16 protein-coding genes are annotated in these 13988 nt (G+C 66.4%); 9 read left to right on the top strand and 7 right to left on the bottom strand.

Annotation, left to right across the window (positions count from 1 at the left end; translation table 11 throughout):
* Nucleotides 1-37 precede the first annotated feature (37 nt).
* From ribBA to nusB, 3 genes are read left to right on the top strand one after another with little or no spacing between them, the layout of a single operon-like run.
* Entirely contained in the window at nt 38-1126 is a 1089-nt protein-coding gene (ribBA, locus tag M622_RS24330; protein ID WP_021248173.1) for a bifunctional 3,4-dihydroxy-2-butanone-4-phosphate synthase/GTP cyclohydrolase II, read from the top strand.
* 19 nt (nt 1127-1145) lie between these two features.
* Entirely contained in the window at nt 1146-1649 is a 504-nt protein-coding gene (gene ribH / locus M622_RS24335) for a 6,7-dimethyl-8-ribityllumazine synthase (protein ID WP_021248174.1), read from the top strand.
* A complete protein-coding gene (gene nusB, locus M622_RS24340; RefSeq protein WP_021248175.1) occupies nt 1646-2185 on the top strand; it encodes a transcription antitermination factor NusB in 540 nt (179 codons plus the stop codon). Before ribH ends, nusB begins: the two co-directional genes overlap by 4 nt.
* A 9-nt stretch (nt 2186-2194) precedes the next feature.
* Here the strand turns inward: nusB and M622_RS24345 are convergent, their stop codons facing one another.
* A complete protein-coding gene (locus M622_RS24345) occupies nt 2195-2863 on the bottom strand; it encodes an Lcl C-terminal domain-containing protein (protein ID WP_021248176.1) in 669 nt (222 codons plus the stop codon).
* Nucleotides 2864-2961: 98 nt separating this feature from the next.
* Entirely contained in the window at nt 2962-3972 is a 1011-nt protein-coding gene (locus M622_RS24350) for an META domain-containing protein (RefSeq protein ID WP_021248177.1), read from the bottom strand.
* A gap of 261 nt (nt 3973-4233) precedes the next feature.
* Between M622_RS24350 and M622_RS24355 the strand changes: the two genes are divergently transcribed.
* From M622_RS24355 to M622_RS24370, 4 genes are all read left to right on the top strand, one after another.
* Entirely contained in the window at nt 4234-4971 is a 738-nt protein-coding gene (locus M622_RS24355) for a YXWGXW repeat-containing protein (protein WP_157281947.1), read from the top strand.
* A gap of 148 nt (nt 4972-5119) precedes the next feature.
* Nucleotides 5120-5920: an amino acid ABC transporter substrate-binding protein gene (locus M622_RS24360; protein ID WP_031346307.1), complete on the top strand. Its 801-nt coding sequence runs from the start codon at nt 5120-5122 to the stop codon at nt 5918-5920.
* An 80-nt stretch (nt 5921-6000) separates the two neighbouring features.
* On the top strand, nt 6001-6651 hold the full coding sequence (locus M622_RS24365; RefSeq protein WP_021248181.1) for an amino acid ABC transporter permease: 651 nt from the start codon (nt 6001-6003) through the stop codon (nt 6649-6651).
* Nucleotides 6652-6673: 22 nt separating this feature from the next.
* On the top strand, nt 6674-7426 hold the full coding sequence (locus M622_RS24370) for an amino acid ABC transporter ATP-binding protein (protein WP_031346308.1): 753 nt from the start codon (nt 6674-6676) through the stop codon (nt 7424-7426).
* A gap of 76 nt (nt 7427-7502) precedes the next feature.
* Here the strand turns inward: M622_RS24370 and M622_RS24375 are convergent, their stop codons facing one another.
* Nucleotides 7503-8825, bottom strand: a complete 1323-nt coding sequence (locus M622_RS24375) for a DEAD/DEAH box helicase (protein WP_021248183.1) — start codon at nt 8823-8825, stop codon at nt 7503-7505.
* Nucleotides 8826-9329: 504 nt separating this feature from the next.
* Nucleotides 9330-9605 (bottom strand): HU family DNA-binding protein, encoded by a 276-nt coding sequence (locus M622_RS24380; protein ID WP_021248184.1) that lies wholly within the window; start codon nt 9603-9605, stop codon nt 9330-9332.
* Between the two features lie 198 nt (nt 9606-9803).
* Here M622_RS24380 and M622_RS24385 point away from each other — a divergent pair, with 198 nt between their 5' ends.
* Nucleotides 9804-11021: a hypothetical protein gene (locus M622_RS24385; protein ID WP_021248185.1), complete on the top strand. Its 1218-nt coding sequence runs from the start codon at nt 9804-9806 to the stop codon at nt 11019-11021.
* Here the strand turns inward: M622_RS24385 and M622_RS24390 are convergent.
* Nucleotides 10951-11448, bottom strand: a complete 498-nt coding sequence (locus M622_RS24390) for a flavin reductase family protein (protein ID WP_021248186.1) — start codon at nt 11446-11448, stop codon at nt 10951-10953. The genes M622_RS24385 and M622_RS24390 overlap by 71 nt on opposite strands.
* A 129-nt stretch (nt 11449-11577) precedes the next feature.
* On the opposite strand from M622_RS24390, the gene mutY reads away from it, so the two are divergent.
* Complete coding sequence (gene mutY / locus M622_RS24395) at nt 11578-12663, top strand: A/G-specific adenine glycosylase (protein ID WP_021248187.1); 1086 nt, start codon at nt 11578-11580, stop codon at nt 12661-12663.
* Nucleotides 12664-12690: 27 nt separating this feature from the next.
* Here the strand turns inward: mutY and M622_RS24400 are convergent, their stop codons facing one another.
* A complete protein-coding gene (locus tag M622_RS24400) occupies nt 12691-13302 on the bottom strand; it encodes an LON peptidase substrate-binding domain-containing protein (RefSeq protein WP_021248188.1) in 612 nt (203 codons plus the stop codon).
* Between the two features lie 4 nt (nt 13303-13306).
* Complete coding sequence (locus tag M622_RS24405) at nt 13307-13939, bottom strand: flavin prenyltransferase UbiX (RefSeq protein ID WP_031346312.1); 633 nt, start codon at nt 13937-13939, stop codon at nt 13307-13309.
* Nucleotides 13940-13988 lie beyond the last annotated feature (49 nt).

Genomic DNA, 13988 nt, shown 5'->3' on the forward strand with positions numbered 1-13988 from the left:
TGCGTCACGAGCACGCCAAGCCAATAGAGGACACAGCATGAGCGCACTCGCGCCGATTACCGAGATCATCGCCGACATCAAGGCCGGCAAGATGGTCATCCTGGTGGACGAAGAGGACCGTGAGAACGAGGGCGACCTCGTCATGGCGGCCGAATTCGTCACCCCCGAGGCGATCAACTTCATGGCCCGCTTCGGCCGCGGCCTGATCTGCCTGACCCTCACCGACGAGCGCTGCCGCCAGCTCGGCCTGCAGCAGATGGTGCGCGACAACCGCACCCCGCACGGCACCGCGTTCACGGTGTCGATCGAGGCCGCCAGCGGTGTGACCACCGGCATCTCGGCCCACGACCGCGCGTGTACCGTGCTCGCTGCCGTCGCTCGCCATGCCAAGCCGGAAGACATCGTCACCCCCGGCCACATCTTCCCGCTCACCGCGCAAAAGGGCGGCGTGCTGATCCGCGCCGGCCACACCGAGGCTGGCTGCGACCTCGCCCAGCTCGCGGGCCTGGAGCCGGCCTCTGTGATCTGCGAGATCCTGAAGGACGACGGCACCATGGCGCGCCTGCCCGACCTCATCGAGTTCGCCCAGGAACACGCCCTCAAGATCGGCGCCATCCGCGACCTCATCGAGTACCGCGCCGCCACCGAGCACCTGGTGGAAAAGGTCAGCGAAAAGGACGTCGACACCGTGCACGGCCGCTTCTGCCTGTCGGCCTTCGAGGACAAGACCTCGGGCGACGTGCATTTCGCCCTCTCGCGCGGCGACATCGCCCCCGAGCGCGAAACCCTGGTGCGGGTGCATGAGCCGATCTCGGTGGTGGACTTCCTCGATCAGAGCAGCAAGCGCCACAGCTTCCCGGTCAACGATTCGCTCGCGGCCCTGGCCGCGGCCGAGGCCGGGGTGATCGTGCTGCTCTACCGCCCGATGTCGGGGCGCGAGCTGCTCGCCAGCCTCAATGGCACCCAGGACCGTCCGGCAAAATGGGACCCCCGCCTGTTCGGCGTCGGCGCGCAGATCCTGCGCGCGCTGAACGTAGGCAAGATGCGCTTGCTCGCGAGCCCGCGCAAGATTCCGAGCATGACCGGCTTCGGCCTGGAAATCACCGGCTTCGTCGACAAGAACTGATCGAATCAAAGAGAACAGCATGCAACGCACCCAACCTGAAAGCGCCCGCCAGGGCGCACGCCAAGACGGCATCGACGAGATCGACCCCAACCTGGCCGGCGCCGGCATCCGCGTCGGCATCGTCATGGCCCGCTTCAATCTCAATATCGGCGAAGGCCTGCTGTCGGCCTGCACTGACGAACTGCTGCAGCTGGGCGTGGCCCGCAGCGACATCCGCATCGTCACCGTGCCGGGCGCGCTGGAAATTCCGCTCGTACTGCAGACGATGGCAAACAGCGGCAAGTACGATGCGCTGGTGGCGCTGGGCGCGGTGATTCGCGGCGAGACCTACCACTTCGAGCTGGTCTCGAACGAGATGGGCGCCGGCGTCACCCGCATTGGCCTGGACACCGGCCTGCCGATCGCCAACGGCGTGCTCACCACCGAGGACGACGACCAGGCGATCGCGCGCATGCGCGAGAAAGGCAGCGACTGCGCACGCACGGTGGTGGAAATGAGCAATTTATTGAAGGTGGTGCGATGAGCGCTACGGATAAGCCCCGCCCGCAGCCCGAGCCCGAAGCCCAGGCCGGGGCTGAAGCCGCGCCCGGCGCAGCGACGCCGACGAACCCGACGAGCAAGATGGCGCGCCGCCGTGCGCGCGAACTGGCCATGCAGGGCGTCTATCAGTGGCTGCTGTCGGGCAACTCGATGAGCACGGTGCAGCGCCACCTCGAGGCCGAAAGCGCGAGTCTGGACAAGACCGACCGCGAGCTCTTCGTCAGCCTGCTGCACGGGGCGATCAGCAGCGCGGATGAGCTGCGCGATTGTTTCGAACCCCTGCTGTCGCGCCCGGTGGCCGAGCTGTCACCGGTCGAACACGCCATCCTGCTGCTGGGCACGCATGAGCTGCGGCACAACATCGACACCCCCTATCGCGTCGTCATCAACGAGGCCATCGAGCTCGCCAAGGGCTACGGCGGCACCGACGGGCACAAGTTCATCAACGGCGTGCTCGACAAGCTCGCTGCCCGCCTGCGCCCGGTCGAAGTCGACGCAGCGCGCGCGGCGCGCAGCTGAAGCGCGCGCTCAGTCCTGCCGCGGCGCGTGCGCAGTGCTGCGCACCAGGCGCAGCAGGACATATTCGGTCTGCACCCCCACGCCGGTTGCGCCATTGACGAAGGACACGCCCCAGGCGCCGAAACTGTGACGTTCGTCCTGCGTGCCCGACCAGTACTTGTGCACCGGCGCATCCGGAAACACCGCACGCAGCAGCGTGGGCGCACGGTAATCCCCTTCACAGGTGCCGGGCACGCCGTCCGCATCGGGCGCGCGGCGCACTCCCGAGCTGCAATACACCAGGCTCGTCAGTTCGTCACGCGTGGGCAGGCGCCAATCCCCGTAGCCGGCAAAAGCAAAGCCTTCGGCTGCCTCCAGCGCCCGGTGCCAGTTGATCAGTTTCGCCTCGCCGGCACAGCTCCCTGCCTGCCACACCTGGCCAAATGCGCAGCGCATCCACATCAGCCCGGTCGTGGTGTCGATCGCCGTACCGTCGTTGCGCATCTCGAAACGTGCGCTGGCGGCCTGTTCGCGGGGGTCTAGCGCCTCGAACACGGCGCGGTTCGCAGCCTCGAGCTCGGCTGCCGACAGCACAGGGGCCTGCGGCGGCGGTGGCGCTTCTGCGCTACAGGCAGCGAGAGCCGCCGTCGTCAGCAGCGGCAACAGGGTGCGACGAGAAAAACAGGACAGGGACAGCATCGATACTCCGTTGGCCGGGGTCGCAAGGACACCCGGCAGAGGGGTGGCGCAGGCCGCGCCAAGGTCGTGATCGTACGCGGATCGGGGCGCGCTGCGCATCACTTGCGGCGCGCGCGCATCAGCACGCGCTCGCCTGACTTCAGCTCGAGGCTGCCGTCGGCGCCGATGGCAAAGCCCGTCACCGCGCCCAGCGCGGCAAGAAAACGCTGCTCCCTGTCCATCAGCGCCGGCGCGCAAGCCATCCTTGTGGTGCTCAGCTGTGACAGGCGCAAGCCCTCGCCCGACAAGCTGAACGCACCGCTGTAGCGGTTGCAGGCGGCGATGCCGGCAATACGACCATCGCTGCCGAAAGCCAGCGTCATCTGCGGCAGGTCGGCGCCGCCTGCCCCCTCGCTGTCCACCACTTGCCACACCTCGCCCAGCAGCAGCTCCACCGGCTCGCCGCCGCAGCCGCGCAAGGTCTGACCCTGCCAGCTCACTTCGACCGCAGCCGGATGCGGCATGGCGCTCATGCTGTCCACACACAGGCGCTCGACCACGGTCGCCGACAGCTCGCCGTCCACGCTGTCAGCGCGATAGTGGCGCAGGCCGGCGCGCGCCTCAAGCAGTGGGCCGGGAGCCACGATGCGGGTGTCGCCGTCGTCGGTGAGCAGCACCAAGGCACGCGCGGTCACATCCAGGCGCCAGCCGGGCTCGTTGCCGACGGCGCGAAACTGCACCCTGTCCTCACTCAGCAGAGTGCATTCGGGCTGGCGTACGCCCTCGATCTCGAGCAGCGCCGCATTGCCTTTGGTCCACAGCAGCGTGCGCTCGTCATCCACCGCCACCCGCTTCACGCCCGAGGCCACCGGCTCCGGGCGCAAGGCCCAGCTGCGCCCGTCCACCGCGAGGCTGGCGCCATCACCGAGCTGGCGCAGCGTGGCCACCCGCGCGCCACAGCGGTAGCGCTCCTCGAGCAAGGTCGAGGTCGCCATCCGCGCCACCGCCGCCGCAAGGGCCGGCGCCGGCGCCGCCACGGACGGCTCTGCGGCGCGCTCGCCGAACAGGCTGCACGCGCTGAGCAGCAGGGCAGAAAGCACGCCCAGGGTCGCGTTGCGGGACAGACTCATTGCGCTTTCCTTATTGTCATGGTGGGGTTTCATCAAGCTGCTCATTGCCCGGCGGGGAGCGCTCCCTGGTGGCGCTTCCAAGCCCGCACGAAAGCCGTGATCAGGCAAGGGTGCACCTTACAACTCATTACCGCGCGCCCCGCCTGGAAGAGCGATTTTCTTCTATCGTCAGCCTGTGTCAAAGCAGCCTGGAGCGCGCGTCCGGACAAGACGTCACGGACACTTAGGCGCGCTTCCCGGTACGCGCAATAAAGGACGAAGATGATGAAGACCTCATGGCTGCTGATGCCCGCGCTCAGCCTCGGGCTCGCCTTGGGCGGCTGTGCCGTGGTGCCCGAGCGCGATTACGGCTACACCGATGATGAGCGCGACTATGTGCGCGAGACGGTGATCATGGCCCCGGCGTCGCATATCGAATATCGGGCTTACCCGCCAGCCGCAAACACCATCTGGATCGACGGCTACTGGAACCGCATTGGCAGGCAGCAAGTCTGGGTGCCGGGCTACTGGGCGCCGCCGCCCATGCACGCGCGACCTCCCCAGCGCTACTGGCGCGACGACGGCGGGCGTCGCATGGAGGCGCTGCGCGAGCGTGAAAGAGCGCTCGCGCACGAACGCAAACGCGAACACGCGCGCGAGAGGCGGGATCGGCGCTGGACTCAGCAAGGTGAGTTCCGCCAACGCGAGCCCATGCAAGAACGCCCGCAGCACGACAGCAAGGCCCGGGATGAAGCCCCCCGACGGTGGGAGGGTGAGCGCACACGAGGCGAAGCACGCGAGCAACTGACCCGCCCACAGGGCGAGCGCCGCCCACTGGCAGTGGGCGAGCGACCTCGATTCCGCGCCGAAGCGCGCGCAGTCGATCAGGCAGGAAGGCCGGAGCACTCGGAGCGAGCACAGCGGGAGCCGCGGGAGCCGCGCCGCGAACTGGAGCGCGGCGATGACTCAGGCCGGGAAATGCGTCCTCAACGCCGTTTCCTCCGCACCGAAAGAGAGTGAAACGCAACCTGTCGGGCACATTCCCAAGCCCGCAGGTTGATCCCATGTCGCATCGCAGCGAGAATCACGCCTTCAGCACCGGCACACCCGGTGTCAAACAGTGGCGTGCGCATCCTGCCCGCCCTCGATCACTCTCTCGGGCAAGACCATGAAGAAACTCACCTCATTGCTGATGCTGTCGCTCACCGCCGGCGTCCTGCTCAGTGGCTGCGGCAACAAGGACAGCGCACCGGCCGCGCAATCTGCAGCCGCGCCCGCCTTGCCGACCAAGATCGTCATCGGCCTGGACGACAACTTCCCGCCCATGGGTTTTCGCAACGAGAAGAACGAACTCGTCGGTTTCGACATCTCGATGGCACAGGAAGCCACCCGGCGCATGGGCATCGAGGCCGAATTCAAGCCCATCGACTGGAGCGCCAAGGAAGCCGAGCTCAACGGCAAGCGCGTCGACATGCTGTGGAACGGGCTGACCATCACCGAGGAGCGCAAGAAGAACATCGCCTTCACCAGCCCCTACATGGAAAACCACCAGATCATCGTCGTCCCCAGGAGCTCCACGATCAAGACCAAGGCCGAGCTCGCCACCAGGGTGATCGGCATCCAGGACGGCAGCAGCGCGATCGACGCCGTACAGCGTGACCCGATCGCAGCTTCGTTCAAGGAGCTGAAGAAGTTCGGCGACAACGTCACCGCGCTCATGGACCTGAGCACCGGCCGTCTCGATGCGGTGGTGCTCGATGAAGTCGTGGGCCGCTACTACACGGCGAAAAGGCCGGACGATTACGCCGTGCTGGAGGACAACTTCGGCACCGAGGAATACGGCGTCGGCCTGCGCAAGGACGACAGCGCGCTGCTTGCCGGGCTGCAAAAGGCCCTGGACGAGATGAAGGCTGACGGCAGCGCAGCGCGCATCTCCACCGAGTGGTTCGGCAAGGACATCATCAAGTAAGTCCCGACTGACCCGTCTCTCCTCTCACGCCACTCCGCCGCCTCGGCAACACACCTCAGGGCGGCGGACGGACAGGTCACATGGACTACATCCTCAGCATCATCGGCCCGCTTGCCGAAGGCTCGCTGGTCACCCTCAAGCTGTTCTTCATCACCCTGAGTCTGGCGCTGCCGCTCGGCCTTGCGCTTGCGCTCATACGCATCTCCAACAATCGTGCCGCCAGCACTGCAGTGAATGGCTATATCTGGCTGATGCGCGGCACGCCACTGATGCTGCAACTGCTGTTCGTCTATTACGCCCTGCCCTTCCTGCCCGTGGTCGGCGTTCGTCTGCCCGACTTTCCGGCGGCGATCCTCGCGTTCACGCTCAACTACGCTGCCTATTTCGCCGAGATCTTCCGCGCCGGCATCCAGTCCATCGACCGTGGCCAGTACGAGGGCGCACGCGTGCTGGGCTTCTCCTACGGCCAGACCATGCGCCGCATCGTGCTGCCGCAGGTGGTCAAGCGCATCCTGCCGCCGATGAGCAACGAGACCATCACCCTGGTCAAGGACACCTCGCTGATCTACGTGCTCGCCCTCAACGACTTGCTGCGCGCCGCGCGTGGCATCGTGCAGCGCGACTTCACGATCACGCCCTTCGTTGTTGCCGCAGCCTTCTACCTGTTCATGACCCTGGTGCTGACCTGGTTCTTCCAGCGCCTGGAGAAACGCCATGCCGTCTATGACTGAAGCCGCAGCGCTGACGAGTCCGATGATCGTTGCCGAAGACGTGCGCAAGCGCTTCGGCAGCAATGAGGTGCTCAAGGGCGTGTCGCTGCGCATGGCCAAGGGCGAGGTGATCGCGGTGATCGGCCCCTCCGGCTCGGGCAAGAGCACCTTTTTGCGCTGCCTGAACCACCTGGAGACCATCGACTCCGGACGCATCGACATCGAGGGCGATACCCTGGTTGCGAACGACGCCCAGGGGCAGGCGCGCTACGTCACCGACGCCGAAGTGCGCCGTATCTGTGCGCGCATGGGCATGGTGTTCCAGCACTTCAACCTGTTCCCGCACCTCACCGTGCTGGAGAACATCCTCGCCGCCCCGCTCACGGTGAAAGGCATGAAGCGCAACGAAATCCTGCCCAAGGCGGAGGAGTTGCTGCGCAAGGTGGGCCTGCTCGACAAGCGCGACGCCTACCCTTCGCGCCTGTCCGGCGGGCAGAAGCAGCGCGTGGCGATCGCGCGCGCGCTGGCGATGGAGCCCGACATCATGCTGTTCGATGAGCCGACCTCGGCGCTCGACCCGGAGCTCACCGGTGAAGTGTTGCGCACTATTCGCCAGCTTGCCGATGAGCACATGACCATGCTGGTGGTCACGCACGAGATGGGCTTCGCGCGTGAAGTGGCCACGCGTGTCGCCTTCATGGACGGCGGCGAGCTGATCGAGTCGCGCCCGGCAGCGGCCTTCTTCGCCCAGCCCGAGCATCCGCGCACGCGCGCTTTCCTGGAAAGCATGCTCTAGGCGCAGGCAGCCCTGACAACAAAAAACCCGCCAGCGGCGGGTTTTTTGTTGTCAGCGACAGGCACAGGCCGATGGTTCAGCCGCGCGAGCCACGGTCCGAGCGTCCACCTTGACCGCCGTTACGCGCCGAATGACCGTCACGATTGAAGCCGCCGGCGTTGCGACGCGTGTCGCCACCCGGACGACCAAAGCTGTTGCCACCGCCATTGCCGAAACGACGACCGGCATTGCCTGCCGGACGCGGGCCGGCGGGCTTGCGCGGCGACGGCTCCATGCCCGCAATGGTGTGCACTTCGAGGCGATCACCGGTGAAGCGCTCGATCGCACGGATGAGACCGGTTTCACGCGGACCCGAGAGCGTGATCGCGATGCCGTCACGACCGGCACGACCGGTACGGCCGATGCGGTGCACATAGTCTTCGGCCTGACGCGGCGGGTCGAAGTTGATGACGTGGCTGATGCCGGCAACGTCAATGCCGCGCGCGGCGACGTCGGTCGCCACCAGCACGCCAATGCGGCCCTGGCGCAGGCGGTCGAGCGTGCGGTTGCGCTGCGTCTGGTGCATGTCGCCATGCAGGGCAGCAGCGGAGATGCCCTTTTCCTGCAGCGACAACGACAGCTCATCGGCGCTGCGCTTGGTGGCGGTAAACACCAGGGTCTGGTTGAGCCCCTCGCCCGCAAGGAGGGCTTCGAGGAGGCGGTTCTTGTGACCCAGGTCGTCGGCAAACATCAGGCGCTGCTCGATCTGGCCGCGGTCTTCCTGCGCGACTTCGATCTCGATGCGCTGCGGGTTGCGCGTCATGCGGTTAGCCATGCTGCCGACCACGCCATCGAGCGTGGCGGAGAACAACAGGGTCTGGCGCTTGGCCGGGGTGGCGGCGACGATGGCGTCGATGTCTTCGGCAAAACCCATGTCCAGCATGCGGTCAGCTTCGTCGAGGATCAGCACTTCGACGTCCGAGAGCTTGATCTTGCGCCGATTCAGGTGGTCGAGCAGGCGACCGGGGGTGGCGACGACGACGTCGCACTGGCGCTGCAGCTGCTTGATCTGGGCGAACATCGGTGCACCGCCGACGAGGCAGGCGGTGTTGAGCCAGCGCAAGGCCTTGCCGTAAGTCTGCACCGCCTTCTCGACCTGCTGGGCGAGCTCGCGCGTCGGGGTCAGCACCAGAATGCGCGGACCACTGCCCTGGGTCGGGCGGCGATCGATGATGCGGTTGAGCGCGGGCAGGGTGAAGGCCGCGGTCTTGCCGCTGCCGGTATGGCTGGACACGAGCAGGTCGTGGCCGGCGATGGCTGCGGGAATGGCCTGGACCTGCACCGGGGTGGGGGTGGTGTAGCCAGTCTGTTCGACGGCCTTGAGAAGGTCTGCGGCGAGGCCGAGATTTTCGAAAGTCATGTGTTTCTTCCTGTGTCTTGCGTGCCAGCCTCGCTCATGGCGAGGGCCGGACGAATTCTGGCCCTGTTACAAGGCCTCAATGGCATCGCGCCGCACCGGAGCAGCCAGAGCTGCAACGGAAACGGGATCGCAAGGGCGACAAACGCGCGATGGGCGTGGCTGGTCTTCTTGGCCTGATCAAACCTAGGCCGCAAGGACCGCGCATCGGCACCAACCGGTTGTCACGATGCCAGACGATCGGAAGAACGAATGGGGTTCGGCGGGAGGTCGGGGGCGATGGGGCTGTGGTTACAGTCCCTCGGGCCGGGTCGGCGGGCATCCTTGTCCGCGCCAGATACCACTATGGCCCTGCTGCTGCATTGCACAACGAGGCGAAGTATATCGACTTTCCACGCTCATGTGCTCGATTCTTGAGAAAAACACTTGATCAAAATGAAAAAGCGAGTGCGCACTTTGAATGCGGACTCGCTTTTTCGGGGACGCGCCCCGCGCATACAGACGAGCTTACTTGTTGACGGCGGCCTTGAGCGTGGCACCCGCAGTGAACTTCGGCACGCTGGAAGCAGCAATCTCGATGGCGGCACCAGTCTGCGGGTTGCGACCGGTACGGGCGGCGCGCTCGGACACTTCGAACGAACCGAAGCCGGTGAACGCAACCTTTTCGCCCTTGCCGAGTTGTTCGGCGATGATGTCGAGCACGGCGGACAGCGCGCGGTCGGCCTGCGCGCGGGAGACATCCAGACGGTCGGCCAGTGCTTCGACGAATTCACCTTTATTCATGCTTTTCCTCGATTGGTGTGGGTGGAGGTTTCAGAAAGCTCTTTCTACGCCAACGATTCTAGCACTGTCGCCGCATGTGGAGCATTTCGCAAGGTGTGCATGTGAGCGCGGCCGTGACGCGCTGCGCGGCCTCTGATTCAAGCCCCTCTCTTCCGCGCTATCCTTGCGTTTTGACAGCATCAAGGCCTGGAGGGCACCATGCAGCAGCACACACAGGCCGGCGACGAATTGCTCATCCGCATCAACGCCGAGCAGCAAGGCGGGCGTGTGGCCTCGACCACCGTCGCCCTGCCGCCAGCTGTCACCCCTGCCGCGCTTGTCATCGGGCTGGAAGCTGACGCAGCGGTAGCACGTGTGAGCCAGCTCGGCACCCACAGTCCGCACGCGCATGCTCAAGCCCTGAGCATGGCCTGTGCCGCTGCCCTCGGACTTCCGCCAGCCGATCCTGGTAGCCAGCTGGCCACTGAGCGCGCGCTCGCCGCCGAGGCCGTCGACGCCCACCTGCACAGGCTGCTGATCGACTGGCCCCTGAGCCTGGACATGGACGCGCGCCACAATCGCTACGCCGAATTTCGCCGCCGCCTGCACGCGAAGATCGATCCTGCCGCGTACTTCGAACTGGGCGGTGACGTTCTGGATCTGGTTGCACGCGAGATGCTGGCAGGCTTCTTCAACCGCATCCGTCTGCCACACAACCTCGCTGAATTCGTTGATTGTGCCGACACCGGTGGCATTCTCGGCGCCGTGCTGAGCGAGTTGATCAGCCTCGGCCCATCGCAGCCACAAGGACAGCGCGCAGTCCCCCTCCTCGGCACCTTGAGTGCCGCGGCGTGGTCGGCCGCCGTGGGCAACTGGCCCAGCGCGGAGTTCCTGGCCCGCCCCCTGTTCGCCAACGAGCCGGCGGAAACCGGTCCGCTCGCACGCCATGCGGCCTCGCCGCTGGTGCGCCTGCTGCTCGACCGTGGTCACCGCCTGTCGGCGCGGCTGTTTTGCAAGGCGATCGACCTTGCCGATTGCGCCAGCCGCATGCGCTACCCCTTTACTGACGACGTGCCGCCGCTGATCGACGCCGTGCAGGTGGTGGCGGGCGTGGGCCTTGCGCGCGTGATCACCGCGCGTGGCGTGCTGCTGTGCTGGGTGCGCATGGAAGCGGAGCTGATCGCCGACTGCGTCGTCATCCCGGCCAGCGCCTGGAACTTTCACCCCCAGGGCGCGTTTTGCAGCGAAGCCTGCAGCGCAGAGGTCGAAACCCAGACCGCAGCGCTGCGCCGCCTGAACCTGCTGGCGCTCGCGCTCGACCCTTCGCTGCCCTGTGAAATCGTACTGACTGAGGCCAGCGTGCCGCTCACGACATCAGGCGCCGATACGCGCCGCCAAAATAAAGCAGCGGCGCGCGCTCCGCGTAATCGAAGCTGAGCACCTCACTGATGAAGACGAGGTGGTCACCGCCCTCATGGCGCACGCTGTTGCGGCACACGAAGCGGGCGCAGCAGCCCCTGAGCAGCGGCACACCGCCCACCCCCTCATCGATCTCCAGCCCCGCGAAGCGGGCGCCCGCCCGGCTCGCAAAGCGCTGCGAGAGCTCGGTCTGATCTTCGGCCAGGACGTTGATCGCGTAATATTCGCAGCCTTCGAACAAGTCCCTGCTGGGCAGCTCTTTCGCCAGGCTCCAGACGATCAGGGGCGGGTCGAGCGATACCGAATTGAAGGAATTCACCGTCAGGCCGATGGGCGCACCCGCAGGCGTACGCGTGCTCACCACGGTGATGCCGGTAGCGAACATGCCAAGGGCGTTGCGGAAACGACGGGAAAAATCCTCGCCGGGAATAACGTTCTGGGTCATGAGCGAAGCACGCGGTGCGATCCACGCCTGATGGGATGCGAGAGAAGCGCGGGATTATGGCCGGCCAGGACCCACACGTCGAGGGCAAGCGCTTTGATTCAGGCTAGAAAGCAGAGGAAAAACCGTGACATGAGTGATTTCGCCGAACGCCTGATCCACTGGCAGCAGCAGCACGGGCGCCATGCGCTGCCGTGGCAGGACACGCAGGACCCGTACCGCATCTGGCTGTCGGAGATCATGCTGCAACAGACTCAGGTCGACACCGTCATCCCCTACTACGCACGCTTTCTCGAGCGCTTCCCCGACCTTGCCAGCCTCGCCGGCGCCGCAGTGGATGAGGTGATGACGCACTGGAGCGGGCTGGGCTACTACGCCCGCGCACGCAACCTGCACCGTGCCGCGCAGGCGATTGTCGAATCCCATGGTGGCCACTTCCCGCGCACGGCCGCAGAGATCGCCACCCTGCCCGGCATCGGCCGCTCGACCGCTGCCGCGATCGCCGCCTTCGCCTTTGGCGAGCGCGCTGCCATCCTCGACGGCAACGTCAAGCGCGTGTTGACGCGCCTCTTTGGCGTGGAAGGTTTTCCGGGCGAAAAGCGCGTCGAGACCCAGCTCTGGGCGCTGGCAGAATCGCTGCTGCCCACGCGCGAGCTCGGCCGCTACACCCAGGCGCAGATGGACCTCGGCGCCACCCTGTGCACCCGCAGCAAACCCGCCTGCATGCGCTGCCCCTTTGCCGACGATTGTGTCGCACGCCGCGACGGACGCGTGGGTGAGCTGCCCACTCCGCGCCCGAAGAAGACCGTGCCGCGGCGCAGCGCGCGCTACGCCATCATCATCCACGAGCACGCGGTCTTGCTCGAACGCCGCCCCCCCGCCGGAATCTGGGGCGGGCTGCTGACACCGCCCGAAATCCCGGCGACTGCGCCCGACGGCGGGGTGTGGGCGCAGCAACACCTGGGCCTCGCTTGCGCCCCAGCACGCGCCCTGGCCAGCCTGACCCACACTTTCACCCACTTCGTGCTCGAGCTGCAGCCGGTACTACTGCACGCCAGCACACCCACCTGCACGCTGATCGCGGACGACGGCGCGCTACGCTGGCATGCGCTCGCAGACCTTGCAGATGCCGCGCTGCCTGCACCGATGCGAAAGATCCTCGACGCCCTGGCCGCGCCCGACTTGTTTGACGGCGCCCACGCCATCAACACAGGCTAATAAGTCGTCCTGGTGCTGCGGTCGCGTTCAGGCCAGCCGGGGCAGCAGTCCATGCTCGCGCAGAAACGCCTGCAGCACCTCCAGCCGACTCAGCACATCGTCCAGCTCGAGCAGGCTCTGCTTGGCGGGAAGCGGAATCGGCAACAGTTCGGCATAGCGCGCGCCCACCCAGGCCGCATCCTCGAAGCGATGCGGCGGTGGCAGGCGCTCACCCAGTTCGGTGACGATGGACTGCAGCAAGGGCAGCAGATCGGACTGGGCCTCGGGCACCGGCTGCAGCGCAGGCTCTTCAAGCCAGCGCACTTCGGCGACGAGCAGTCCGTCGCGTTCGACTTCGTGGTCGAGCACGCGAAAGCGCCGCCCACCACGGGTGAGCAAAGTGAGCAGCCCGGCCTGCTCCATGTCCCAGTGCTCGATGCACGCCTCGGTGCCGACCGCGTGCGGCACTGCGGTCTCGCCCACCTCCTCGCCAGCGGCGATGAGGCATACGCCGAACGCCGAGTCCTCACGCATGCAGCGCGTCACCATGTCCATGTAGCGTGGCTCGAACACGCGCAGCGGCAACACACCCTCGGGAAACAACACGGTCTTGAGCGGAAACAGCGGCAGCCGCTGCACCGCATCTGATGCATCACTCATGGGCTCAAGCTCCTTCTTGCGGCAAATCCTCTCCCCAGCGTGCCATCAAGGTATGTGCCACGCCAAGCTGGTCAAGAATACGCGCCACCACAAAATCGACCAGGTCCTGCACCGTCTGCGGGTGATGGTAGAAGCCCGGGTTGGGCGGCAGGATGCACACGCCCAGGCGCGCCAGCTTGAGCATGTTCTCGAGGTGAATCGCCGAATAGGGCGCCTCGCGCGGCACCAGCACCAGCTTGCGCGCCTCCTTGATGACGACATCGGCCGCGCGCTCGATGAGATTCTGGCTCAGGCCACCGGCGATCGCCGCCAGGGTGGCCATGGTGCACGGACACACCACCATGGCGTCGGGCGGATTGGAACCGGAAGCCGGCGGGGCAAACCACTCCTCGCGCCCGAACACACGCAGCTGGCCAGGCGCCGCGCCAAAGCGCAGGGAGAGCTCGGCTTCGACCTCGGCCGGGCGCGCCGGGAGAGCCCAGTCCATCTCCTGGCGCGCGACGATCTGCGCCACCTGCGAATACAGCAACCACACGCGGTGGCCGGCCTGCAGCAGGCACTCCACCAGGCGCACCCCGTAGGGCAGGCCGGAGGCACCGGTAAAGGCGACGGTGATCGTACGCGGCGAGGAGCTCATCGACATCTCTTGGTGCATGGGCCGGCCAGCCGTGCCTGGCGTGGCCGGG

Origin of the sequence: Thauera terpenica 58Eu, from assembly GCF_000443165.1 — a bacterium.
GTDB lineage: Bacteria > Pseudomonadota > Gammaproteobacteria > Burkholderiales > Rhodocyclaceae > Thauera > Thauera terpenica.

Coding starts and splice junctions, on each gene's coding strand:
- M622_RS24385 (WP_021248185.1), top strand. CDS start 9,804: ATGCAGCAGCACACACAGGCCGGCGACGAATTGCTCATCCGCATCAAC.
- ribBA (WP_021248173.1), top strand. CDS start 38: ATGAGCGCACTCGCGCCGATTACCGAGATCATCGCCGACATCAAGGCC.
- nusB (WP_021248175.1), top strand. CDS start 1,646: ATGAGCGCTACGGATAAGCCCCGCCCGCAGCCCGAGCCCGAAGCCCAG.
- M622_RS24400 (WP_021248188.1), bottom strand. CDS start 13,302: ATGAGTGATGCATCAGATGCGGTGCAGCGGCTGCCGCTGTTTCCGCTC.
- mutY (WP_021248187.1), top strand. CDS start 11,578: ATGAGTGATTTCGCCGAACGCCTGATCCACTGGCAGCAGCAGCACGGG.
- M622_RS24345 (WP_021248176.1), bottom strand. CDS start 2,863: ATGCTGTCCCTGTCCTGTTTTTCTCGTCGCACCCTGTTGCCGCTGCTG.
- M622_RS24390 (WP_021248186.1), bottom strand. CDS start 11,448: ATGACCCAGAACGTTATTCCCGGCGAGGATTTTTCCCGTCGTTTCCGC.
- M622_RS24405 (WP_031346312.1), bottom strand. CDS start 13,939: ATGAGCTCCTCGCCGCGTACGATCACCGTCGCCTTTACCGGTGCCTCC.
- M622_RS24370 (WP_031346308.1), top strand. CDS start 6,674: ATGATCGTTGCCGAAGACGTGCGCAAGCGCTTCGGCAGCAATGAGGTG.
- M622_RS24365 (WP_021248181.1), top strand. CDS start 6,001: ATGGACTACATCCTCAGCATCATCGGCCCGCTTGCCGAAGGCTCGCTG.
- M622_RS24375 (WP_021248183.1), bottom strand. CDS start 8,825: ATGACTTTCGAAAATCTCGGCCTCGCCGCAGACCTTCTCAAGGCCGTC.
- ribH (WP_021248174.1), top strand. CDS start 1,146: ATGCAACGCACCCAACCTGAAAGCGCCCGCCAGGGCGCACGCCAAGAC.
- M622_RS24360 (WP_031346307.1), top strand. CDS start 5,120: ATGAAGAAACTCACCTCATTGCTGATGCTGTCGCTCACCGCCGGCGTC.
- M622_RS24350 (WP_021248177.1), bottom strand. CDS start 3,972: ATGAGTCTGTCCCGCAACGCGACCCTGGGCGTGCTTTCTGCCCTGCTG.
- M622_RS24380 (WP_021248184.1), bottom strand. CDS start 9,605: ATGAATAAAGGTGAATTCGTCGAAGCACTGGCCGACCGTCTGGATGTC.
- M622_RS24355 (WP_157281947.1), top strand. CDS start 4,234: ATGATGAAGACCTCATGGCTGCTGATGCCCGCGCTCAGCCTCGGGCTC.